Below are 21,908 nucleotides of genomic sequence, written 5' to 3'. Positions count from 1 at the left end.
GCCAATTGCACAACGACCATTCGGAGGTATTGCCTTGGCAACCTGTACTCATTTCTGTACGCTCCTTGCATCGAGCGAGGATTTCAGTATGCACACCATCAATTACACCACCGCACGCGCGCACCTGGCTGAAACCATGGATCGCGTCAATGAAGACCGCACCCCACTGCTGGTCACCCGCCAGAAAGGCGAGCCGGTGGTGATGATGTCGCTGGCGGAATACAACGCCCTCGAAGAGACCGCCTACCTGCTTCGCTCCCCCGCCAATGCCGAACGCCTGATCAAATCGATTGGCAACCTGCGCGCCGGGAAAACCAAAGCACGGCAACTCATTGAAGAATGAATATCGAGTTCACTCCTGAAGGCTGGGACGACTACCTTTGGTTTCAGCAAAACGACAAGGCAGGACTCAAACGCATTAACCTGCTGATCAAAGCCATCCTGCGTGAACCGTTCGAGGGTCTCGGAAAACCAGAACCGCTCAAACACAATTTAAGCGGCTTCTGGTCGCGCCGGATAACAGCTGAACATCGCTTGGTCTACACCATCGAAGACGGTGAGTTACGCGTCGTGATGTGCAGATACCACTACTGAACTCACCCCCCTGACAATCATCTCCACCTCCCGCTCATCAATCGTCAGTGGCGGCAACAGGCGAATGGTTTGCCCCCGCGTCACGTTGATCAGCAAACCATGATCCCGGGCGGCGATCAGGCTCAGGTCGCGGATCGGTTGCTTGAGTTCGATGCCGATCATCAGGCCCTTGCCACGGATCGCCAGGACATTCGGTTGGTCTGCCAATTCCATGCGCAACCTTGCCATCAGGCGTTCGCCCTGAAGCCGGGCATTTTCCAGCAGGCCTTGCTCCTCGATGATGTCCAGCACCGTGCAACCGACCCGACAGGCCAGCGGGTTGCCGCCGAACGTGCTGCCGTGGCTACCCGGGGTAAAGAGTTCGGCGGCTTTGCCACGGGCCAGGCAGGCGCCGATCGGGACGCCGTTGCCCAGGCCTTTGGCCAAGGTCATGACATCCGGGACGATGCCTTCATGCTGGAACGCGAACCACTGCCCGGTACGGCCGATGCCGGTCTGGATTTCGTCGAGCATCAACAACCAGGAGCGCTGGTTGCAGAGTTCGCGCACGGCTTTCAGGTAACCGGGTGGCGCCAGTTGCACGCCGCTTTCGCCCTGGATCGGCTCCATCAGGATCGCCACGATGCGCGAGCCGTGCTCCTGGCGCACCTTGTCCAATGCCTTAAGGTCTCCGAACGGCACTTTGACGAAATCCCCCGGCAATTTGTTGAAACCCAGGCGCACCGCCGGGCCATCGCTGGCGGACAGGGTGCCGAGGGTGCGGCCATGGAAAGCGTTCTCCATGACCACCACCAAAGGTTGCTCGATGCCTTTGTGCCAGCCATGCAGCCGGGCGATTTTCAGCGCCGTTTCATTGGCCTCGGCCCCGGAGTTGTTGAAGAATGCCCGGTCCATGCCCGCAAGCGAGGTCAGCTTGCGGGCCAGCCGTTGTTGCCAGTCGATGCTGTAGAGGTTGGAGGTGTGCAGCAACAGTCCAGCCTGTTCGCTGATGGCCGCGACGATTTTCGGGTGCGAGTGCCCGACGTTGGTCACCGCCACCCCGGCCACCGCGTCCAGGTATTCACGACCGGCCTGGTCCCACAGGCGCGTGCCCAGGCCCTTGTTGAAACTCAAGGCCAAGGGTTGGTAAGTGCTCATCAGGCAGGCGGCGGTCATGGCATCAGGCTCCATCAGGGGTCGGTGTTTTTGCAGTATGGTTAGCCACCTGAGCTGGATAAATACTGCAATACTTCAATCATTTTAAAGCAGAGCTTGATAATGGACCTGTTCCAAGCAATGACCGTCTACGTCAAAGTGGTGGAAGCCGGCAGCATGACGGGCGCCGCATCGCAGTGCAAAATGTCCACGACCATGGTCGGCAACCACCTCAAGGCCCTTGAGCAGCGCCTCGGTGTGCGCTTGCTCAACCGCACGACCCGGCGCCAGCGGCTGACCGAATTCGGCACCGCGTATTACCAACGCTGCCTCGAAGTGTTGGGGCTGGTGGCAGATTCCGAACGCCTGGCCGAGCAAGCGCTGGATGAACCCAGCGGCACGCTGCGCATTTCGGCGCCCTTGACCTTCGGCACCGAAAAACTGGCGCCTGCCCTGAGCGAATTTGCCCTGCTCTACCCGCGGGTAAAACTCGACGTGATGCTCACCAACCGTCGTCCGGATATGCTCGAAAACGGTCTGGACGTGGCCTTTCGCCTGGGCGCCCTTGAGTCAACCAATTTGATTGCCCGCCCTCTCGTCAATTACACCCTGACCATGTGCGCCTCCCCGGCGTACGTGGCGCGGCGCGGCGCGCCGCAGAAACCTGAAGACCTGCGCCACCACGATTGCCTGTCCTTCGCCTATCCGGCAGGCGATGACTGGCACTCGGTGGAAAAGGAATGGCGCCTGGCCGGCCCCGAAGGCGAGGTCTCGGTGGCGGTCAGCGGACCGATGCTGATCAACAGCTCGGCGGGGCTGCATCAGGCGGCGCGAACCGGCATGGGCATCGTGATGCTGCCCGATGTCCTGGTCGAGCAAGACATCCAGGACGGCAAACTGCTGGGCTTGATGCCCGGGTTCACCCCGCCGAGCCGGCCGATGAACCTGATGTATGCCCAAGACCGCTACCGCTTGCCGAAATTACGGCGTTTCGTCGACTTCGCCGTGCAGATGTGGGGCAAGCAGTAAGCATGTGATCACCGGATAACGACCGTCACATCCCCGCCTTCACCAGCACCGGTTTTTCCTGATAGCGATCCGGGTACAGCTGCTTGAGCTGCGCCACCTTCGGCAAGTCGTTGATCACGATGTAGGGATAGGTCGGGTGCTCGGTCAGGAAGTCCTGGTGTTCTTCTTCGGCCGGGTAAAAACCGTTGAAGCTTTCCAGCTTGGTCACTATCGGCTTATCGAACGAATGCGCGGCGTCGAGCTGGGCGATGTAGGCCTGGGCGACCCGTTGCTGTTCGCTGCTCTTGGTAAAGATCGCCGAGCGGTACTGGGTGCCGGTGTCCGGCCCCTGTCGGTTGAGTTCGGTCGGGTTGTGCGCCACGGAAAAGTAGATCTGCAGCAAGGTGCCGTAGCTGACCTGACTCGGGTCGAAGGTCACTTCGACCGATTCCGCATGACCGGTATTGCCACTGCTGACGCGCTCGTACTGCGCCGTATTGGCTGCACCACCGGCGTAACCGGAGACGGCATTTTTAACGCCTTTGACGTGCTGGAACACCCCTTGCACACCCCAGAAGCAACCACCGGCGAACACCGCGGTTTCGCTGCGGGCCTGGGTGGTTTCGTCGAGGGCCGGTGGTGGAAGGAGAACGGCTTCTTCAGCGCCGCCAAAGGAAAACGCCGAGCATTGGCCGATGATGCCGGCAGCGGCCAGTCCCAACAGGGTACGGCGCCAGGTGAAAAAGTTATTCATGTCACAGTCTCCAGAGATATTCAGACGGTCTTGGGCTCGAACTTCAGCGCCAGACCGTTCATGCAATAGCGCAGGCCGGTCGGTTTAGGCCCGTCGTCGAAGACGTGGCCCAAGTGCCCGCCGCAACGCCGGCAGTGCACCTCTTCGCGCACCACGCCGTAGGAACGGTCCTGGCGGGTCGCCACGGCCTTGTCCAGCGGCGCCCAGAAACTCGGCCAGCCGGTGTGGCTATCGAACTTGGTTGCCGAAGAGAACAGCGGCAACTGGCAACCGGCACAGGCGAACGTACCGTCGCGGTGCTCGTTGTTCAGAGGGCTGCTGTAGGCCCGTTCAGTCCCTTCTTCGCGGAGGATTTCAAACTGTTCGTCGCTCAGGATGGCGTGCCATTCGCTGTCGCTGTGGGTCACTTCGAACGCCTCGGCCGCGCTGGCGTCACTGATCAGCGCAGTGTCCGTGGAGAATCTCGGCAACAGGCCGATCGCCAGGGCTGCGACGCCCAGACCGCCGCTGGCGAAGAGGAATTGCCGGCGTGAAAAGCGTGGTGAAAACATGGCCGTCTCCAAAAAATCCAGGGGTCTTTCATGAAGCACAGCCTAGTCTTGGCTTGATCGCCAAATCCTCACGGGAAGTTAAACAATTCGTGATAACTCGGGCCAAGAAAAACCCGCACAATGCCAATACAAACAATGTAGGAGCGAGCATGCTCGCGATGGTGGCCAACGATGACGAGGGATACCTGACGCCCCGCGGCGCCCTCAGGTTTTTCGCGAGCAGGCTCGCTCCTACAGTAGCGGTAACACGCACAATGCAAACAATGTAGGAGCGAGCATGCTCGCGATGGAGGCCAACGATGACGTGGGGTACCTGACCGCCCGCGGCGCCCTCAGGTTTTTCGCGAGCAGGCTCGCTCCTACAGTAGCGGTAACACGCACAATGCAAACAATGTAGGAGCGAGCATGCTCGCGATGGAGGCCAACGATGACGCGGGGTACCTGACGCCCCACGGCGCCCTCAGGTTTTTCGCGAGCAGGCTCGCTCCTACAGTAGCGGCAACACGCACAATGCAAATAATGCAGGAGCGAGCATGCTCGCGATGGAGGCCAACGATGACGCGGGGTACCTGACGCCCCACGGCGCCCTCAGGTTTTTCGCGAGCAGGCTCGCTCCTACAGTAGGGGCAACACGCACAATGCAAATAATGCAGGAGCGAGCATGCTCGCGATGGAGGCCAACGATGACGCGGGGTACCTGACGCCCCACGGCGCCCTCAGGTTTTTCGCGAGCAGGCTCGCTCCTACAGTAGCGGCAACACGCACAATGCAAACAATGTAGGAGCGAGCATGCTCGCGATGGAGGCCAACGATGACGCGGGGTACCTGACGCCCCACGGCGCCCTCAGGTTTTTCGCGAGCAGGCTCGCTCCTACAGTGGGCAATAGTGGCAATACGCACAATGCGCAGAAGGATTGAGCTGGATGGAACAGACCAAACGCGTCCTCGTGGTCGAGGATGACCTGCATATCGCTGACCTGATCTGCCTGCACCTGCGTGACGAGCAGTTCGAGGTGGTGCACAGCGCCGATGGCACTGAAGGCATGCGCCTGCTGCAGCAAGGCAACTGGGATGCGCTGATCCTCGACCTGATGCTGCCCGGTGTCGATGGCCTGGAAATCTGCCGCCGGGCCCGCGCCATGGCCCGCTACACGCCGATCATCATCACCAGTGCGCGCTCCAGTGAAGTGCACCGGATTCTCGGCCTGGAACTCGGTGCCGACGATTACCTGGCCAAGCCGTTTTCCATGCTCGAACTGGTGGCCCGGGTCAAAGCGTTGCTGCGCCGGGTGGATGCCATGGCACGCAACCTGAAGATGGACGCCGGCAGCCTGCTCACCGACGGCCTGGCCATCGACCCGATCACCCGCGAAGTGTCCCTCGACGGCCGTCGCCTGGACCTCACGCCCCGGGAGTTCGACTTGCTGTACTTTTTCGCTCGCCAGCCGGGCAAGGTGTTTTCGCGCATGGACCTGCTCAACGCCGTGTGGGGCTACAGCCACGAAGGCTACGAGCACACCGTCAACACCCACATCAATCGCTTGCGCGCCAAGATCGAGGCCGACCCGGCGCAACCGGTGCGCATCCTCACGGTCTGGGGCCGCGGCTACAAGTTCGCCACCGGGGAGGAACCGCAGCCATGAGGCTGACCCTGACGCAGCGCCTGTCCCTGGTGTTCGCCGTGCTGCTGCTGGTGTGCTGCGGCACCTCGGCGTGGCTGCAGGTGCGTTCCAACCAGATGCATGAACAGGAAGTGGTGCAAGGGTTGTCCCGGGACCTGGCGCAACACATTGCCCGCGACACGGTGCTGATGGACACCCAGGGCCTGATGCCCAATGCCGTGCGGGATCTGTTCAGCAAGCTGATGCAGGTCAACCCCAGTGTCGAGGTGTACCTGCTGGACACCGAGGGCAAGATTGTCGGCAGTGCCGCGCCCGAAGGCCGGATTCGGCGCGAGCGCGTCGACCTGGCGCCGATCCAGCGCCTGCTCCGGGGCGATGCCTTGCCAATTGCCGGTGATGATCCGCGCAGCGTCGATGCGCGCAAGGTGTTCAGCGCTGCACCGCTGAAGGTCGATGGCAAGCCTGCGGGTTATCTCTATGTGGTACTGCTGGGTGAAGACCATGATCGCCTGGCCGAACGCGGCGCCACCAGCGCTGCGCTCAATACCGCCTTGCTGTCCATCGGCCTGGTCGCGCTGTTGTGCCTGATTGCCGGTCTCACCGCGTTTGCGCTGATCACCCGGCCATTGCGCCGCCTCACCGAAACCGTCAGCCAGTTCGACATCGATGGCGTTCCGGTCACTCCAGCCCTGCCCGTCACCGTGGAAAAAGCCGCCAGTCACGATGAAATCGCTGTCCTCGACGCCGCGTTCCGGCAGATGCAGGCGCGCCTGGGCGAACAATGGCGCTCCTTGACCCGCCAGGACCAGGAGCGCCGCGAACTGGTGGCGAACATCTCCCACGATTTGCGCACGCCGCTAGCCTCCTTGCACGGCTATCTGGAAACCCTGTCGCTCAAGGACGCCACGCTGTCCGCCGCCGACCGCCGCCGCTACCTGGGTATCGCCCTGGATCAGAGCCGCAAAGTAGGCGGGCTTGCGCAGTCGCTGCTGGAACTGGTGCGACTGGAGCACGGCTTCGTGCAACCGGTGCTGGAGCAGTTTTCCCTGACCGACCTGGCCCAGGATATTTTCCAGAAATTCGAGCTGACCGCCGAGGCGCGTCAGGTGGAATTGAAGGCCACGTTCGCCCCCAGCGTTTCTGCGGCCTGCGCCGATCTGGGATTGATCGAGCGGGTGCTGACCAACCTGTTCGACAACGCGTTGCGCCATACGCCGCCAGGGGGAGAAATCGAACTAGGCTTGCGCCCGCAAGGATCATTCATTGAAGTGACTGTCAGCGACACTGGCCCTGGTATCGCTCCTGAACTGCGCGAAGGGCTGTTTTTGCGGCCGTTCAATATCGGTGGTGCCCGGCGTGATGGCGGGTTGGGGCTGCGGATTGTGCACCGCATCCTGCAATTGCATGGGCGCGAGATTCAGTTGATCGACGTGCCGGGGCGCGGGGCGACGTTCCGGTTTTCGTTACCGATTGATGAAGAGACGGCGTCGGCATTGGCGGTACGGTCGATGAACCTTAATACACCGGGGCGGGCCTGAAGGACCGTGGTGTCTGTCAGGACCCCAGGAGATCCTTGATCTTCGCGCCAAGACCCTATCAGTTCTGCTAGTAGCCAACGGCTAATAAAACTCCGAAGCTAAAGGTCCGGCTTTACCGACCCTGCACGGAGCTCAGCCAATGTCCATGTCACCTCGCGAAACCATACTGTGCCGCTATCGCTACGACCCGCTGGACCGCTCGATTGACTGGGCGCCCGACCGACAGGCCAGCATCCAGCGCTTTTATTGCAAAAGTCGCCTGGCCTCCGAAATCCAGGGGGCGGCGAAGTACAGCTTCTTGCAGCATGACGAGCAGGTGTTGGCGCAGCAGCGACAGGTGGGAGACAAAGTCGACACTACTCTGCTGGCGACCGATCAACAGCGTTCGGTGTTGAATGCACTCGACACGACGCAACCTTATCCCCGCGCCTACTCACCCTACGGCCATCATCCATTCGGAAACGGTTTACTCAGCCTGCTCGGCTTCAACGGCGAACGGCCGGACGCGGTGACCGGGCATTATCATTTGGGCAACGGCTATCGGCAGTTCAACCCGACGTTGATGCGGTTTAACAGCCCGGACAGTTGGAGTCCGTTCGGGAAGGGTGGACTCAATGCTTATATGTACTGTGGCGCGGACCCTATAAATCGGAGCGATCCGACGGGGCACGCTTTTCCTTGGGCACTAGCAGCAATATTTGCACCATATTTATCATTGAGAATTGGTGCGGCTTTACTTGTTTCAGGCGCAGCAGTCACATTTGGTGGGTTGATCGATAATAATGAAGAAATGGTAAAAATTGGAGTTATCGTTACGGGAATCGGAGGTGGTTTAGCTGTCGGAGGGGCTCTCGGATATAAAGCAATGAGTATGAGCAAAGGAACACCGACTCCGGTATCACACCCAAGTATTACCTCGACACTCCCTAATGTACCGCCAGTAATGGGATTAGAAAACTGGACACTTCGTAACCGCCCGGCGCCTGTAAACTCGCTGGGGCATCAAGAGGCTGCAATTGCACTTAACAACATACCGCCACAGCCCCACTCCTCAACACTGAGTAATCGTTCATTTGAGCTCCCGACAGGGCCCACCACCCCTCAAGCGTCCTCTTCTCCGCACGCGGAAAAAAAGAAGGTACATTTTGCAGATAATTCGCCTAGCACCACTAATACTGTGGTGCAAGAGATCTCTCGTGTTCGTCAATAGTCGTAGACCTGCTGAGATAATCGAGACAGCAATGCATGCTGCCTCGATTATCTGGACTTGCGCCACCCGGCGGCCATCGACGTCAGCCGCCGGCTTGAGTTTCAGGTGCTCTGACGAAACCAAAAATTGCGATGACCTAAATATCGCTTCGCGAGCAGGCTCACTCCTACAGTGATTTTGGTCGTTCGCAGATGTTGCGTACACCCACACACCTGTAGGAGCGAGGCTTGCCCGCGAAGAACGATGACGCGGTATTACGGATACACCGCAGTGTCTAGTTCGCCGGCAAGCCTGGCTCCTACAAGAGATGGCGTCAGTCCATTCAGTCCCGATACCCCGGCGCCACCCGTTCCAGCAATCTCAACAACGCCGTCCAGGCCAGCTGCATCGCATCCGGATCATTCAGCTCACCCTCTTCCAGCGGCCGCCCCGGCTCATTGAACTGGCGCTCGGTATGCGCGCAAACCTCAGCCGACGGCAACACCAATTCACCGGCAGCCATGGCCGCCAACTGAATGTCGCAGGCCTTTTCCAGGTAGTACATGCGCATGAACGCCTGCCCCACCGACTCGCCAACCGTCAGCAACCCGTGATTGCGCAGCATCATCACCGGCTTGTCGCCCATGTCGGCCACCAGCCGTTGCTGCTCGCTCATGTCCAGCGCCACGCCTTCGTAGTCGTGGTAGGCAACGCGGTCGTAGAACTCCATGGAAATCTGATTCACCGGCAATAACCCGCACTTGAGTGCGGCCACCGCACAACCGGATCGGGTGTGGGTGTGCAGCACGCATTGCGCATCTTCCCGGGCGCCGTGAATGGCGCTGTGAATCACAAAACCGGCCGGGTTCACCGGGTATGGCGACGGTTCCACAGCGTTGCCGTTGAGGTCAATTTTCACCAGGTTCGACGCAGTGATCTCATCGAACATCAGCCCGTAAGGGTTGATCAGGAAATGATGCTCCGGCCCCGGAATGCGCACCGAGATGTGGGTGAAAATCAAATCGGTCATGCGGAAATGCGCCACCAGTCGATAACAGGCGGCGAGTTCTTCGCGCAAACGTTGTTCGGTCGCATTCATGCGCTCACCTTCACGGTGCAGGCCTCAAGCCCCTGGCCCAAGGCCTCCCAACCGTCGAAGCCACGACGGGCGATGAACACCAGCCGAGTGGTATCGGCGCCGGCTTCATCGGTCGCCGGCAGAAACTGACTGCGGGTACCGACGTGTTGCAGCCAGTGCGCCTTATTGCCCTGCGCCAGCTTCACCAGCCCCTTGACCCGGAACACATCGCTGGGCAGCGCCTGCAACCAGCCGCGCAATCCTTCGGCATCAAGGGCCGCGTTGCTCTGCCACAACCAACTGCTGAACATCTCGCCGTGATCGCCATCGGACACCCGCGTCAGCGGTTTCACAGTGCGAGGTTCAAGCTCCAGATCGGTATCGATCCACAACGCATCCGGCAACTGCGCCTGCACGCTTTCGTGCACGCGGGTCCTGAGCCCCAACGCCTCACGCAATGCCTGCAACTGCGCCTCGTCGACCAGATCGGTCTTGTTCAACAGTAGTAAGTCGGCAGCGGCCACTTGTGCCCGCGCCAGTCGCGCGTACTCGCCGTCGAGTTGCAAATGACGGGTGGCGTCGACCACGGTGATGACCATGTCCAGTTGCATCTGGCTGCGCAATTGCGGGTACGCCAGGGTCTGCACGATGCGCTGTGGATCGGACACGCCGCTGCACTCGATGACGATGCGTTCCAGCCGCGGCTGCAATTGCGCCAGGCTGCCGAGCTGGGCCAGCAGGTCTTCCTGCACGGTGCAGCAGATGCAGCCGTTTTGCAGGCTGTACACGGCGTCGGTCACCTCCGAAACGATGGCGGCATCGATGTTCAGCTCGCCGAAATCGTTGACGATCACTGCCAGGCGGCTGCCTTCGGCACGGCGCACCATGCGGTTGAGCAAGGTGGTTTTACCGGCGCCGAGAAAGCCCGAAACGACGGTCACGGCGATACGTGGCGTGGTCATTGCGCCTTGCCCTCCAGCACCGGTGGTTCGCCCTGCCAGACCGCCTTGAGGCCGACTGACTCCAGTGTCGAATGACGGTCGTAGACCAGTTGCCCTTCGACGAAGGTCAGCAGCACCTGGGTCTTGTGGATGTAGTTGCGTGCCGGTGCAGCGAACAGGTCACGGTCGATCACGATCAGGTCCGCCGACTTGCCCACTTGCAGGCTGCCGGTGCTGTGCTCCAGGCCCATGGCCACGGCGCCGTTGCTGGTGATCACGGTCAGCGCCTGTTCGAGGCTGATCGGGTCGCCGAAGCAGGCCGGGTCGTCGTTCCACGGGTTCTGCCGGGTGATCATGGTTTCCAGCGCCAGCCACGGGTCGATGGACGCCACCGGCCAGTCGGTGCCCATCACGGCAGTGCCACCCGCGGCGAGCACGCCCTTGAAGTCGTAGATACGCTTGAGCCGCTCCTGGCCGTAACCGGAACGCGCACCGCTGGCGAACGGTGTCGGGTACCAGGCCGCCGGGGAAAATTCGGCGATGACATTCAGTTCCTTGAAGCGCGGCAGGTTGCCCGGGTGCAGCAAGGTGCTGTGGGCGCACTGGTGACGCACACCGCTGAAGCCGTTGCGCCGGCGCGCCTCGGCCACGGCATCGAGGAACACGTCGGACGCGCCGTCGCCGGTGCAGTGGGCGATGACGCGGATGCCCTTGCGGTCCATGTCCACCACCATGTCGGTGATGTGCTCCGGGGTCAGGTTGAGCTTGCCGCGCCAGCTCTTTTCCTCTGGCCATGGGGTCAGCAGGTACGAAGACTTTGGTTCCACCGTGCCGTCGAAGTGGAACTTCACCGCGTTGGCGCTCAGGCGTGCGCTGCGATAGTAGTGACGTTCGCCCGCCAGCAGTTCCCAGCGACGACGTACCGGGAAGATGTCGTCCTGCCAACTGATCGCCGCTTCGATGCGTACGGTCAGTTCACCGCTGTCATCGAGTTCCTTCAGCGCCTGCAAACGCTGTTCGCAGACATGCACGTATTTGCTCGCCGTCACCCCGCGTGAGCTTTGGAAGTGCACGCCATCGCGATAGGCGCGGCGCAGCACGCTGACCGGTGTCGGCGGCATGGCGGCGTGGATCATCGCGTAGGCACCGTCGATCATCAGGCCGGTGGGTTCGCCGGTCAGTTCGTCACGCTCGAAATAGCCGTTGCGCGGATCTGAGGTATTGCCATCGATCCCGGCCAGTTCCAAGGCCTTGGAGTTGACCATCATGGTGCCCCACATGCGGTCGAGCAGCGCCACGGGACGGTCGGGCATGACGCTGTCGAGCCAGGCACGGCCCGGGGTCAGGCCGGCTTCGCGGAAGGTGTAGCGCACCCAGTATTGCCCGTAGATCCAGCCATCACCCGGATGACTGTCGGCATAGGCCAGGATGCTTTCGCGCAGTTGCTCGGGCGTCGGGTCTTCGATGCCGACATCCAGGTCGTCGCTGTAGCGGGGCGCCAGTGCGAGGTCGGGGTGAGTGTGCATGTCGTGCAGGCCTGGCATGCAGAACGCGCCTTGCAGGTCATGCACACGGGTGTTCGGGCCCTTGAACATTTCGATCTGGCTGAGGCCGGCGACACCGATCAACTTGCCATCGCGAATCGCCACCGCCTCTGCCCATGGGTTGGCAGGGTCCTGGGTGTAGATGCGACCGTTGGCGAGGATCAGGTCGGCATAGGTCCCCTGCACGGAATGGGTAGAGGAAAAGTTATCGGACTCAGCCATGTAAGCCACCTTTGAGTTCAGGGAGATTGAAAGGTCCACCGCGCGTTGTGCGTGCCGGGGACCTGAAAAAACTGTTGTTGTTTTAGTCGGCCAGAAAGGTCGCGGCGTCCACCTCGATCATCACCGGTTCGACGATGTTGCCCAGTTGGCCCAACAGCTCGCGCAGGCCTTGCAGATTGCTCGCCCGGTGATGCGTGACGTGACAGCTTTGGGCCAGGGCGGCGAAGTCTGGCGTGAGGATGTCCACCCCGAGCAACGGCACCGCTTTGGCGTTCATGTAGTCGCGGATTTCGGCGTAGCTGCTGTTGTTCCACAGCAACAGGATCACGCCGACGCCCGCTTCCTTGGCGGCGATCAGTTCGGCGCTGGAAAACTGCAAGCCACCGTCTCCCACCAACGCCACCACCGGGCGCAAGGGTTGCGCGAGCTTGGCGCCGATGGCGGCGGGCAAGCCGTAGCCGAGGGTGCCGTAGCCGCTGCCGGCGTTGAACCAGCTGTTGGGTGTTGGCGCCCGGTAGCCCAGGGCGCCCTGGTACACCGGCTGGGTCGAATCACCGACGATCAATGGTTGTGGCAAGTGATCGCGCAGCGTATCGAGCAGCGCTTGCATGCGACTCTGTTTCGCCGTCCAGCCAGCGTGTTCGAGGGCATTGACTCGACTCACCCGCTCAGTGGCCCAGGCGCCATCTGCCTGGCGTTGCGGCAGTTGCGCCAATAACGCGAGCAAGCCTTGTTCGGCATCACCCAACAAGCCGACCGCAGCCGCTTGTACACCGAGGATTTGCAGTGGATCGATGTCCAGGCGAATCAGCGCCGCCTTGAACTGCAATGGGCCAAGGCCGAAAAAGTCGTAGTCGGTTTCCCCCAGCTCAGTGCCGACCGCCAGCACCACGTCGGCCTCGGCGAACAGCTCACGGCCGTGGGCCGAGGACTGCACACCGTCGAGCAATAACGGATGCTCGGGGGCCAGCAAACCACGGGCGTTGGTGGTCAATGCCACGGGTGCCTGCAGACGTTCGGCGAGCGCGGTCAGGGCCTCGGTAGCGCGGCGCGCTCCGCCACCGGCGAGGATTAATGGACGCTTCGCACCCTGGATCAATTCGACGGCGCTGGCGATGGACTCGGATGCCGGAGCCGGTGCTGCCGGCAGCGCACGCGGGCGCAAGTCCAGGCCATCGGCGGACATTTCCAGCACGTCCAGCGGAATCTCGATGTGCACTGGTCGTGGCCGCGTGCAGCCGAACAAGGCAAAGGCCCGCGCCAGCACTTCCGGCAACTGCGCCGGGTGTTGCAGGGTATGGCTGAAGGCGCAGACCCCGGCGACCACCGCGCGCTGATCCGGCAGTTCATGTAGATGACCGTGGCCCAGACGCAAGTGTTCGCGACGGTTGCAGGTGGAGATCACCAGCATCGGCACCGAATCGGCATAGGCCTGGCCCATGGCGGTGATGATGTTTGTCATGCCGGGACCGGTGATGATGAAACACACCCCCGGCTTGCCGCTGGCGCGGGCATAACCGTCGGCCATGAACCCGGCGCCCTGTTCGTGGCGCGGACTGACGTGTTGCAGGCGGCTGCCGTGCAAGCCGCGATAGAGCTCGACAGTGTGCACGCCGGGAATGCCGAAGACGGTTTCAACGCCATAGCCTTCCAGCAACTGAACGAGCGCCTGGGCACAACGGGTCATGCAGCACCTCTTTGATGAAGGGCCATACCGGCCCAAGGACAATTGGCGCTAGTATTGTTGAATCAACCGATACAACAATCGATTTTTTTTGGCCTGACTGTTCGATTTACGTCACCATACGAGCTCACAACAAGAACGGGATGATTTATGCGTTTTCCTTCGATGACCGCCCTTCGCGCGCTGGACGCAGTCGCTCGCACCGGCAGCGTGTCGGTTGCGGCCCGCGAACTGAACCTGACCCGCAGCGCCATCAGCCACCAGATCAGCAAGCTTGAGGAATGCGTGGGCTTTGCCCTCACCGAACGCATTGGCCGGGGTATCGGCCTGACTTATCAGGGCGAACGTTATGCCCGGGAGGTGCACGGGATCTTGTTGAACCTGCTCGATGCCGGGCAGTTGGTCGACGACCAGGAGATCTCCGGTCGGCTGTGCGTCAGTTGCGCACCGGGGTTTGCCACCTATTGGCTGTGCCACCACATCGGCGCGTTCCTGCGCCAGTACCCGCAGGTGCAATTGCAGCTGATTTCCCCCCGCACGCCGGACGACATCAACAACCCCGGTGCCGACCTGTTCATCGCCTACGGGATCGGCGACTGGCCGGAGATGGTGGTCGAAGAGATCGTTGCGTTGCGCTTCTTCCCGGTGTGCAGCCCGCGTCTGATCAACGCGCTGAGCGGCCTGAAAAGCCCGCAGGAACTGAGCAACTTCCCGCTGTTGCATATGACGGATTACTCGGACTGGCGCGTCTGGCTGACCGCTGCCGGGGCTTCGGGGGTCAACGCGGTGAGCGGCATCCTGTTCTCCGATGCGCACTGCGCGCAATCGGCCTGCATTGCCGGCCAGGGCATTGCGATCGGCGACAACCTGATCAGCGGAGATGCCTTGTCCAAGGGGCTGCTGGTTCGCCCCTTCGACATCACCATTGACCTGCACCGTGGTTACTACCTCGCCGCCGATCCGCAAAAGGCCGAGCGCGCGGTGGTCCAGGCCTTCAGCAACTGGGTCAAGACGCAGCTGCAGTCGTCCCACCAGACCTGGCAGGACACCCTCTAAGCCCCGCTGCACATCCCTTGTGGGAGCGAGCCTGCTCGCGAAGGGGCCCTCACATTCAACATTGATGTCGTCTGAAAAATTGCTTTCGCGAGCAGGCTCGCTCCCACAGGTAAGCGCTCTGATCCGGGACTTGTATCGTCACAGGAAAAACACGGCCATTTGTTCAATAAAACTAACCAATACGGGCAAAATAATTCCATTGATGTAGCGATATTTTTAACAATAATACGCCCAAAGCCCATTTCGGATTTGCATCCGTCCTCGTACGTCTTATGGGCAATAAAAAGAGGAACCTCATTGTGTCCAGCCGTTCAGCGATTCAGCTCAGCGCTCAAGGTATCAGCCAGTATTACGGCCGTTTCGCGGCGCTGGATAACGTCGACCTGGATGTTCGCCAAGGCGAATTCCTGACCCTGCTGGGTCCTTCCGGCTCGGGCAAAACCACCTTGCTGATGATCCTGGCCGGTTTCCTCAGCCCAACCTCGGGCAAGTTGATGGAGCAAGGCGTCGACATCATCAGGCGCTCAGCCGAGAAGCGGAACTACGGCATGGTGTTCCAGGGCTATGCGCTGTTCCCACACATGAGCGTGGCCGACAACGTCGCCTACCCGCTGCGCATCCGCAAAGTCGCGGCCGAAGAACGCAATCGCCGGGTCAAGCGCATCCTTGAAGTGGTCGGCCTCGGCGCGCACATGCACAAGAAGCCCGCCGAGCTGTCCGGTGGCCAGCAGCAGCGCGTGGCGATTGCCCGGGCGCTGGTGTTCGAACCGGAACTGTTGCTGCTCGACGAACCGCTGTCAGCCCTGGACAAGAACCTGCGCGAACAGCTGCAAACCGAATTGCAGCGCATCCACCGTCAGGTCGGCACCAGTTTTGTCTTCGTCACCCATGACCAGAACGAAGCCCTGGCGCTATCCTCGCGCATCGCGATTTTCAACCACGGCAAGCTGACCCAAGTCGACACTCCAGAAAATATTTACAACCGCCCCGAGAGCCGTTTCGTCGCCGAGTTCCTGGGCAAGATGAACCTGTTCCCGCTGGACAACCTGACCCGCAACGGCCAGACCGCCAGCGGCCGCTGTGGCACCAGCGTGTTGCACGCCGTCGCACCGAACGCATTGAGCAATGCCCCGATCGTACTGGCCGTACGCCCCGAGCACATGGAACTGCACAGCGATTGCCCGACCACGGAGGGCTACAACGTGATGCCCGCGCAGCTCACCGACAAGGTCTATCAAGGTTCCAGCACCCATCTGGCGCTGAAGGTCGGCGGCGATACATTGCCGATCAACCTGTCCGTGCCCGGCAATCATCCGGGGGCACTGATGCAAAGTGGCGCTCCGGTGTGGCTGAGCTGGCCGGTGCAGCAAAGCTTCCTGCTGCAGGCCTGAAAACTCCAAGAAATTGCGTCACAAAGCTCTCTTCCAATGACAACAAAAAGGCCGGTGCCCACGCAGGCATCCGCCGACTGAGGACTTGCCCATGCGCCAGGATCACCAACAAGACTGCATCGAAGTGCTTATCGAAAAGGCCCGTGGTGGTCAGATCAATCGTCGCACCTTCATTCAGGCCATGGGTCTGTTGGCGGCGGTACCGCTGGCGTTGCGCAGTGGCATCAGCTGGTCCGCCGACAAGCCGCTGGTGGTAGTCAACTGGGGCGGCGATGCCCTGAACGCGTTCCGTTCGGCGTGGACCGACACCTTCACCAAAAACACCGGCATCCAGGTGCGCATCGACGGCGCCGGCCCGACCGAGGGCGCGATCCGTTCGCAACTGGCCAGCGGGCAACCGAGCTGGGACGTGGTCGACGTCGAGAGCTACAGCGCCATCGTGCTGGGCCGCGAAAAGATCCTGCAACCGCTGGACTACAACACCATCAAACGCGATCAGGTGGCCCCGGCGCTCAGCTCCGACTTCGGCATCGCCAGCTATCAGTTCAGCTACGTGATGGCGTGGGACAGCGCAAAATTCGGCGACAACGGCCCCAAGACCTGGGCCGATTTCTGGGACGTGAAGAAATTCCCCGGCAAGCGCACCTTGTACAAATGGATGAACGGGATGCTCGAAGCGGCCCTGCTCGCCGACGGCGTTGCGGCTGACCAGCTCTATCCGCTGGACGTACCTCGGGCGATGAAAAAGATCGACGAGATCAAGCCTCACGTGCTGTCGTTCTGGAGCTCGGGCGCCGAGAGCCAGCAATTGATGGTCGACGGCGAAGTGTCGGTGGGGGCGATCTGGCACACCCGCGCCAAGCTGCTCAGCGAAGACACCGACAACCGCGTGCGCTGGAGCTTCGACAACGGTTTCATCAACTCCAGCAGCTGGGCGGTGCTCAACGGCAACCCGGGCGGTACCCAACCGACCATGCAGTTCATCCAGCAAGCCTTGCAGCCCGAAGGCCAGCTCAAACTGTTCGAAGCATTGGGCAACGGTCCGTCGAACAGCGCCACCGAGAAACTGATGTCGCCCGAGCAACTGGAAGCCAACTGCAGCTCCGAAGCCAACCTGAAAAAACAGATCGCCCTCAATGCCCAGTGGTACGCCGATAACTACTCCAAAGCCTTGGAAGAGTATCTGACGCGGCTGTCCAAGTGAGCCATCGACCATGACTACGACCCTGGCTTCAACCCTGACCACCCCCAAGCCGCGCTTCAGCTCGCCGGGCCTGGAGCGCAGCTTGCTGCTGTTTCCGCTGCCGGTATTGCTGCTGGTCTTCTACGTGTTGCCGTTTCTCGGCGTGGTCGGTTGGAGCTTCTCGCTGCCCACTCCAGGCATCGAGCAGTACCAGCGCATCGCCACCGACCCAGCGATCCACGAGATGCTCTGGCGCACCTTGCGCCTGTGCCTGACCGTCAGCGGACTGGCCTTGATGATCGGTTACCTGCTGGCCTACTGCTGGGTGTTCAGCCCGCCGTTCTGGCAGCGGGTGGTGGAGATCTGCATCTTCATCCCGTTCTGGATTTCCGTGCTGGTGCGCGCCTTCGGCTGGTTGATCGCCCTGCGCAGCAATGGCGTGCTCAACGAGAGCCTGTTGGGCATGGGCCTGATCGATCAACCGCTGCAACTGAGCCGCAATGAAATCGGCGTGGTCATCGGCATGCTCCACGTGATGATCCCGTACGCCGTGTTCCCGCTGCTGTCGACCATGCGCCAACTGGACCAGCGCGTGCTCATGGCCTCGCGCGGCCTGGGTGCCGGTGCCTTGCGCACCTTCTGGCAAGTGCTGCTGCCACAGACCCTGCCGGGCATCCTGGGCGCGTTCATCATGGTCTTCGTGTTCTGCCTGGGCTTCTTCATCACGCCGGTGCTGTTGGGTGGCGGGCAAACGGTGATGATCGCCGAGTACGTGTTCCTGCAAATGTTCCAGACCAGCAACTGGGGCCTGGGGGCCGCACTGAGCGTGGTGCTGCTGGCCCTGGTCAGCGCATTGATCTGGGTACTGTTGAAAATGACCCGCGTGAACCGACTGGTAGGCTGAGATCACTATGAATACCCATCGTACAAGCCTGAGTACCCGCCTGCTGGCCGTGGTCGCCATGGCCTTCATGCTGTTCCCGCTGCTGACGGTCATTCCGGTGTCATTCACCAGCAAGCGCTTCCTGTCGATGCCGCAGGGCAACTGGTCGTTGCGTCACTACGAAGCGCTGGTGAGCAACCCTGACTGGTTCCATGCCATCAGCCAGAGCCTGACCATCGCTTTCGCCACGAGCATTGTCGCGACCTTGCTGGCGGCCAGTTTCAGCTTGGGCATCTGGTACATGCGCTCCAAATGGGCCACGGCGCTGATCGGCCTGGTGTTGTTGCCGATGGCGATCCCCCCGGTGATTTCCGCGCTGGTGCTGTACTTCATGGAAACCAGGCTCGGCCGCTTCGCTCCCGGCATGGGCTACGACACCCTGACCGGCGTGGTGATCGCCCACGTGATCATGGTGGTGCCGTACGGCGTGGTGACCATGCTGGTTGCCCTCAGCCAGATCGACCGACGCATCGAATTGGCCTCGCGCAATCTCGGCGCCAGCCTGATGCAGACCACGTTCATGGTGATACTGCCGAACCTGAAACTGGGCCTGGCCTCCACCGCCCTGCTGGGCTTCGCCCTGTCGTGGGAAGAAGTGGCGGTGACCCTGTTCATCACCAGCGTCAACGTCGACACCCTGCCCAAGCGGATCTGGAGCGGCTTGCGCGATAACGTTGATCCGAGTGTGGCGGCGATTTCGGTGTTGTTGATCTCGCTGACCTTGCTGGTGCTGATCGGGCGGTTGGTGGTTCAGCATCTGGCGGATAAACGCGCACAGAAGCTACTGCATCCGTAAACATGCAACCGAACAGAAAGCCCCGCGTTTGTCATGAGCGCGGGGCTTTTTTGTATCGATTCACCCGGACCTGTAGGAGCCAGGCTTGCCGGCGAAGGCGCCCGAAAGACCCGCGCAATGTTCAAGGACGCCTTCGCCGGCAAGCCTGGCTCCTACAGGTTTGTCACCCGCCGTGAGGGGTCAACCAACCAGCAGCCATCACCGCAGCATGGCCGTGATTTTATCCGTTGGCCCGTTGGGCCGTGACAACCGCGCCTCGGTCCAATAGATTAGGCGGCCTGAAAAAGCCCTCGTGCTTTCTCGCCTCTATTCAAGTTCAAAGAAGTAGTGAAATTTCAATGTCCGATTCCAACACCGCTGAATCCGTAGTCACCTTGTCGTCCAAAGCGGAATACGAAAACTCCATCAATCTTTCACAGCATGTAGCCCAGGCCAAGACCATCAGCGAGATGGTCCTGGACGCTTTTCAATCCACCCGCGAAAGCGAGCAGATCCGCGAGCTGCGTGCCGCGATCCGCCAGGCCCACGACAGCTTCGACGACGATAAAGCCTACGAACTGATGGGTGAGCTCAAGCAACTCAAGGACGCCGAGGCCGCCGACATCGCCGCCCTGGAAGACCTGAGCAGCAAGTTCCCGATCAGCCGTATCCTGTCCAGCTTCAAGGACGATCCGGCGTTTCAGGAAATCGTCTACGGCCTGGCCCTGAAGGTGCTGAACCAGACCCACCAGGCCATCAGCAACCCCAGCGGCGGCAAGAGCAAAGCCGCCAAGGCGAAAAAAGAAGTCGAAGTGTTCACCATCAGCAAGGACGGCATCAGCGTCACCTTGCCGTTGCGTACCCCGCGCTCGCGCCTGAATGTCGACCGTGAAGCCCTGGAATTCCTCGGCTTTACCTTCGTCGGCGAAGGCGACGAGGCAGAGCTGCAAAGCGAGACGTTCCTGGACAACCAGGGCGCCGAACAAGCGGTGAACCGCAAGAACATCATCACCGCCCTGCAACAGCAGACCGCCTTCGACGGCTATAGCATCGCCGCCCAGTAATACCCGCCAGCGCCGCCCCCAGAGCCCCGCCCCCGTGCGGGGCTTTTTATTGCCCGCGATTCCAGCGAAACCGCGTTTAGTGTTCCAGTATCAAGGCCAGAGAAACACTTCCCTTCACCCATCTGCACCACGGGTCCGCCTGCGGGGAGCGTCAACTCACTTTCCAGCCCAAGACCTCAGTGGTGCGACTGCTGAGGTCATCATGAACACGCCCCCCCTGTACCGTCAGTTGGCCAACCACTACCTGGACGCGATCCGCAGCGGCACCCTGAAAACCGGCGAGCGCCTGCCCTCGATCCGCCTGATGATGGAAAAACATGCCGTCAGCCTGTCCACCGCCGTACAGGTCTGCCGGGAGCTGGAAGACCATGGCGTGCTGGAGGCCCGCCCGCGTTCCGGCAACTACATTCGCCAGCCCGAGACCGCTCCCAGAACCATGCCGATCGCCCTGCCCCCGGCGCTGGAGAGCGGGGTCTACGTGGGCATCCATGAAAAGGTTTCTGCGGTCCTTAAGGCCAGTCAGCGCGCCACGGTCAAGGTCAATTTCGCCAGCGCCTATTGCGCGCCGCAGCTCTATCCGCTGAAGACCTTGCAGGACAACATGATCAAAGTCCTGCGCCATGACGAGTACCTGCTGGGTGTAACGGGCAAGACCAGCGGCACCAGCGCGCTGCGCAACGTCCTTGCCCGCCGGGCGCTGACCATGAAAGCCAACCTGACGGCCGAGCAGATCGTGATCACCCACGGCGCGTCCGAAGCGATCAACCTGGCCTTGCGAGCGGTGACCCGTCCCGGCGACATCGTGGCCGTGGAGTCGCCAACCTTCCATGGCCTGCTGCAGATTCTCGAAAGCCTGAACCTGCGCGTGCTGGAAGTCCCGGCCTCGGCTCACGCGGGAATCAACCTGCCGGCCCTTGAACATCTGCTGCAAGGCCCCGAGCGGATCAAGGCGCTGATCGTCATGCCCAACCTGCACAATCCGCTGGGCAGCATCATGCCCGATGCCAACAAGGCGCGGCTGGTGCAGTTGTGCGCCGAACACGACACCGTGCTGATCGAAGACGACAGCTTCGGTGACCTGGTGGACAGCGAGCAGCCGTTGTCCATCCTCAAGCACTGGGATCGCACCAACAACGTGATCTACTGCGCCTCGCTGAACAAGACCCTGGCACCGGGCATGCGCCTGGGCTGGATCAGCGCCGGAAAATGGCACGACCGCGTGGAAATGCTCAAGCATACCCAGACCCGGGGTTGCGAGGTCTTGTCGCAACTGGCGGTCAGTGCGTTCATGAAAACACCGTCCTACGAACGCTACCTGAGGCGCTTGAGGATTACCCTGGCGCAACAACGCCAGCAGATGAGCGCCGCGATCACCCGCTATTTTCCCGAAGGCACCGGCGTGACCCATCCACAGGGCGGCACCTTGCTGTGGGTGCAATTGCCTGCTCGGCATTCGTCCATGGCGCTGTTCCACGACGCCTTGCAGGCCGGTATCCAGATTTCCCCTGGGGATATCTTTTCCAACACCCAGCGTTTCAATCACTTTGTGCGTATGGGCTGCGGGACACCGTATTCACCGAGGATCGATGAGGCATTGCAGACCTTGGGCCGCTTGCTCAAACATCAGGTGTAATCCC

At 61.2% G+C, this 21,908-nt stretch carries 20 protein-coding genes and 1 pseudogene; 14 read left to right on the top strand and 7 right to left on the bottom strand.

The features are described from left to right. Positions 1-88 precede the first annotated feature (88 nt). Both ACA054_RS04985 and ACA054_RS04980 read left to right on the top strand, forming a co-directional pair. Positions 89-343, top strand: coding sequence for a type II toxin-antitoxin system Phd/YefM family antitoxin (locus ACA054_RS04985; RefSeq protein ID WP_497688443.1), 255 nt, complete (start codon positions 89-91; stop codon positions 341-343). Next, positions 340-594, top strand: a complete 255-nt coding sequence (locus ACA054_RS04980; protein ID WP_008057655.1) for a Txe/YoeB family addiction module toxin — start codon at positions 340-342, stop codon at positions 592-594. Before ACA054_RS04985 ends, ACA054_RS04980 begins: the two co-directional genes overlap by 4 nt. Here the strand turns inward: ACA054_RS04980 and ACA054_RS04975 are convergent. Further along, entirely contained in the window at positions 562-1,749 is a 1,188-nt protein-coding gene (locus ACA054_RS04975) for an aspartate aminotransferase family protein (protein WP_497688442.1), read from the bottom strand. The genes ACA054_RS04980 and ACA054_RS04975 overlap by 33 nt on opposite strands. Before the next feature lie 102 nt (positions 1,750-1,851). On the opposite strand from ACA054_RS04975, the gene ACA054_RS04970 reads away from it, so the two are divergent. After that, positions 1,852-2,757, top strand: coding sequence for a LysR family transcriptional regulator (locus ACA054_RS04970; protein ID WP_497688441.1), 906 nt, complete (start codon positions 1,852-1,854; stop codon positions 2,755-2,757). A gap of 25 nt (positions 2,758-2,782) precedes the next feature. On the opposite strand, the gene msrA is transcribed toward ACA054_RS04970, so the two are convergent. After that, positions 2,783-3,490 carry a peptide-methionine (S)-S-oxide reductase MsrA gene (gene msrA, locus ACA054_RS04965; protein WP_497688440.1) on the bottom strand — a complete coding sequence of 236 codons (708 nt, stop codon included), beginning with the start codon at positions 3,488-3,490 and terminating at the stop codon, positions 2,783-2,785. A gap of 20 nt (positions 3,491-3,510) precedes the next feature. Then, positions 3,511-4,041, bottom strand: a complete 531-nt coding sequence (gene msrB / locus ACA054_RS04960) for a peptide-methionine (R)-S-oxide reductase MsrB (RefSeq protein WP_497688439.1) — start codon at positions 4,039-4,041, stop codon at positions 3,511-3,513. Positions 4,042-4,190: 149 nt separating this feature from the next. On the opposite strand from msrB, the pseudogene ACA054_RS04955 reads away from it, so the two are divergent. The 4 genes and pseudogenes from ACA054_RS04955 to ACA054_RS04940 all read left to right on the top strand — a co-directional run. Then, positions 4,191-4,280, top strand: a pseudogene (locus tag ACA054_RS04955) (outer membrane lipoprotein carrier protein LolA); the annotation flags it as partial. Between the two features lie 684 nt (positions 4,281-4,964). Continuing rightward, on the top strand, positions 4,965-5,684 hold the full coding sequence (locus ACA054_RS04950; RefSeq protein ID WP_497688438.1) for a response regulator transcription factor: 720 nt from the start codon (positions 4,965-4,967) through the stop codon (positions 5,682-5,684). Then, the gene (locus ACA054_RS04945) at positions 5,681-7,201 is read left to right on the top strand and encodes a sensor histidine kinase (protein ID WP_497688437.1); all 1,521 of its coding nucleotides are present in this window, start codon (positions 5,681-5,683) and stop codon (positions 7,199-7,201) included. Before ACA054_RS04950 ends, ACA054_RS04945 begins: the two co-directional genes overlap by 4 nt. Before the next feature lie 139 nt (positions 7,202-7,340). Beyond that, positions 7,341-8,411, top strand: coding sequence for an RHS repeat-associated core domain-containing protein (locus ACA054_RS04940; protein WP_497688436.1), 1,071 nt, complete (start codon positions 7,341-7,343; stop codon positions 8,409-8,411). A gap of 322 nt (positions 8,412-8,733) precedes the next feature. On the opposite strand, the gene ACA054_RS04935 is transcribed toward ACA054_RS04940, so the two are convergent. From ACA054_RS04935 to ACA054_RS04920, 4 genes are all read right to left on the bottom strand, one after another. Then, complete coding sequence (locus tag ACA054_RS04935; RefSeq protein WP_497688435.1) at positions 8,734-9,489, bottom strand: class II aldolase/adducin family protein; 756 nt, start codon at positions 9,487-9,489, stop codon at positions 8,734-8,736. Then, positions 9,486-10,430 (bottom strand): CobW family GTP-binding protein, encoded by a 945-nt coding sequence (locus ACA054_RS04930; protein WP_497688434.1) that lies wholly within the window; start codon positions 10,428-10,430, stop codon positions 9,486-9,488. Before ACA054_RS04930 ends, ACA054_RS04935 begins: the two co-directional genes overlap by 4 nt. Continuing rightward, a complete protein-coding gene (locus tag ACA054_RS04925) occupies positions 10,427-12,175 on the bottom strand; it encodes an amidohydrolase (RefSeq protein WP_497688433.1) in 1,749 nt (582 codons plus the stop codon). Before ACA054_RS04925 ends, ACA054_RS04930 begins: the two co-directional genes overlap by 4 nt. Positions 12,176-12,257: 82 nt before the next feature. Beyond that, the gene (locus ACA054_RS04920) at positions 12,258-13,862 is read right to left on the bottom strand and encodes a 5-guanidino-2-oxopentanoate decarboxylase (protein ID WP_497688432.1); all 1,605 of its coding nucleotides are present in this window, start codon (positions 13,860-13,862) and stop codon (positions 12,258-12,260) included. A gap of 147 nt (positions 13,863-14,009) precedes the next feature. On the opposite strand from ACA054_RS04920, the gene ACA054_RS04915 reads away from it, so the two are divergent. From ACA054_RS04915 to ACA054_RS04885, 7 genes are all read left to right on the top strand, one after another. Further along, on the top strand, positions 14,010-14,915 hold the full coding sequence (locus ACA054_RS04915; RefSeq protein WP_497688431.1) for a LysR substrate-binding domain-containing protein: 906 nt from the start codon (positions 14,010-14,012) through the stop codon (positions 14,913-14,915). Positions 14,916-15,214: 299 nt separating this feature from the next. Next, positions 15,215-16,306 (top strand): ABC transporter ATP-binding protein, encoded by a 1,092-nt coding sequence (locus ACA054_RS04910; protein ID WP_497688430.1) that lies wholly within the window; start codon positions 15,215-15,217, stop codon positions 16,304-16,306. Positions 16,307-16,397: 91 nt separating this feature from the next. After that, positions 16,398-17,510 (top strand): ABC transporter substrate-binding protein, encoded by a 1,113-nt coding sequence (locus ACA054_RS04905; RefSeq protein ID WP_497688429.1) that lies wholly within the window; start codon positions 16,398-16,400, stop codon positions 17,508-17,510. A 10-nt stretch (positions 17,511-17,520) separates the two neighbouring features. Beyond that, entirely contained in the window at positions 17,521-18,393 is an 873-nt protein-coding gene (locus ACA054_RS04900; RefSeq protein ID WP_497688428.1) for an ABC transporter permease, read from the top strand. Between the two features lie 7 nt (positions 18,394-18,400). Continuing rightward, the gene (locus ACA054_RS04895) at positions 18,401-19,228 is read left to right on the top strand and encodes an ABC transporter permease (RefSeq protein WP_497688427.1); all 828 of its coding nucleotides are present in this window, start codon (positions 18,401-18,403) and stop codon (positions 19,226-19,228) included. Between the two features lie 338 nt (positions 19,229-19,566). After that, the gene (locus tag ACA054_RS04890; RefSeq protein WP_497688426.1) at positions 19,567-20,271 is read left to right on the top strand and encodes a hypothetical protein; all 705 of its coding nucleotides are present in this window, start codon (positions 19,567-19,569) and stop codon (positions 20,269-20,271) included. Between the two features lie 202 nt (positions 20,272-20,473). Further along, positions 20,474-21,904, top strand: coding sequence for an aminotransferase-like domain-containing protein (locus ACA054_RS04885; protein ID WP_497688425.1), 1,431 nt, complete (start codon positions 20,474-20,476; stop codon positions 21,902-21,904). Positions 21,905-21,908 lie beyond the last annotated feature (4 nt).

It is taken from the genome of Pseudomonas sp. LBUM1653 (assembly GCF_059716115.1).
This window is presented reverse-complemented; position numbering and strand designations above follow the sequence as displayed.

What these genes read in the sequence shown, in the direction of transcription:
- ACA054_RS04985 (WP_497688443.1), top strand. Translation starts at nt 89, where the DNA reads ATGCACACCATCAATTACACCACCGCACGCGCGCACCTGGCTGAAACC.
- ACA054_RS04980 (WP_008057655.1), top strand. Translation starts at nt 340, where the DNA reads ATGAATATCGAGTTCACTCCTGAAGGCTGGGACGACTACCTTTGGTTT.
- ACA054_RS04975 (WP_497688442.1), bottom strand. Translation starts at nt 1,749, where the DNA reads ATGACCGCCGCCTGCCTGATGAGCACTTACCAACCCTTGGCCTTGAGT.
- ACA054_RS04970 (WP_497688441.1), top strand. Translation starts at nt 1,852, where the DNA reads ATGGACCTGTTCCAAGCAATGACCGTCTACGTCAAAGTGGTGGAAGCC.
- msrA (WP_497688440.1), bottom strand. Translation starts at nt 3,490, where the DNA reads ATGAATAACTTTTTCACCTGGCGCCGTACCCTGTTGGGACTGGCCGCT.
- msrB (WP_497688439.1), bottom strand. Translation starts at nt 4,041, where the DNA reads ATGTTTTCACCACGCTTTTCACGCCGGCAATTCCTCTTCGCCAGCGGC.
- ACA054_RS04950 (WP_497688438.1), top strand. Translation starts at nt 4,965, where the DNA reads ATGGAACAGACCAAACGCGTCCTCGTGGTCGAGGATGACCTGCATATC.
- ACA054_RS04945 (WP_497688437.1), top strand. Translation starts at nt 5,681, where the DNA reads ATGAGGCTGACCCTGACGCAGCGCCTGTCCCTGGTGTTCGCCGTGCTG.
- ACA054_RS04940 (WP_497688436.1), top strand. Translation starts at nt 7,341, where the DNA reads ATGTCCATGTCACCTCGCGAAACCATACTGTGCCGCTATCGCTACGAC.
- ACA054_RS04935 (WP_497688435.1), bottom strand. Translation starts at nt 9,489, where the DNA reads ATGAATGCGACCGAACAACGTTTGCGCGAAGAACTCGCCGCCTGTTAT.
- ACA054_RS04930 (WP_497688434.1), bottom strand. Translation starts at nt 10,430, where the DNA reads ATGACCACGCCACGTATCGCCGTGACCGTCGTTTCGGGCTTTCTCGGC.
- ACA054_RS04925 (WP_497688433.1), bottom strand. Translation starts at nt 12,175, where the DNA reads ATGGCTGAGTCCGATAACTTTTCCTCTACCCATTCCGTGCAGGGGACC.
- ACA054_RS04920 (WP_497688432.1), bottom strand. Translation starts at nt 13,862, where the DNA reads ATGACCCGTTGTGCCCAGGCGCTCGTTCAGTTGCTGGAAGGCTATGGC.
- ACA054_RS04915 (WP_497688431.1), top strand. Translation starts at nt 14,010, where the DNA reads ATGCGTTTTCCTTCGATGACCGCCCTTCGCGCGCTGGACGCAGTCGCT.
- ACA054_RS04905 (WP_497688429.1), top strand. Translation starts at nt 16,398, where the DNA reads ATGCGCCAGGATCACCAACAAGACTGCATCGAAGTGCTTATCGAAAAG.
- ACA054_RS04900 (WP_497688428.1), top strand. Translation starts at nt 17,521, where the DNA reads ATGACTACGACCCTGGCTTCAACCCTGACCACCCCCAAGCCGCGCTTC.
- ACA054_RS04895 (WP_497688427.1), top strand. Translation starts at nt 18,401, where the DNA reads ATGAATACCCATCGTACAAGCCTGAGTACCCGCCTGCTGGCCGTGGTC.
- ACA054_RS04890 (WP_497688426.1), top strand. Translation starts at nt 19,567, where the DNA reads ATGTCCGATTCCAACACCGCTGAATCCGTAGTCACCTTGTCGTCCAAA.
- ACA054_RS04885 (WP_497688425.1), top strand. Translation starts at nt 20,474, where the DNA reads ATGAACACGCCCCCCCTGTACCGTCAGTTGGCCAACCACTACCTGGAC.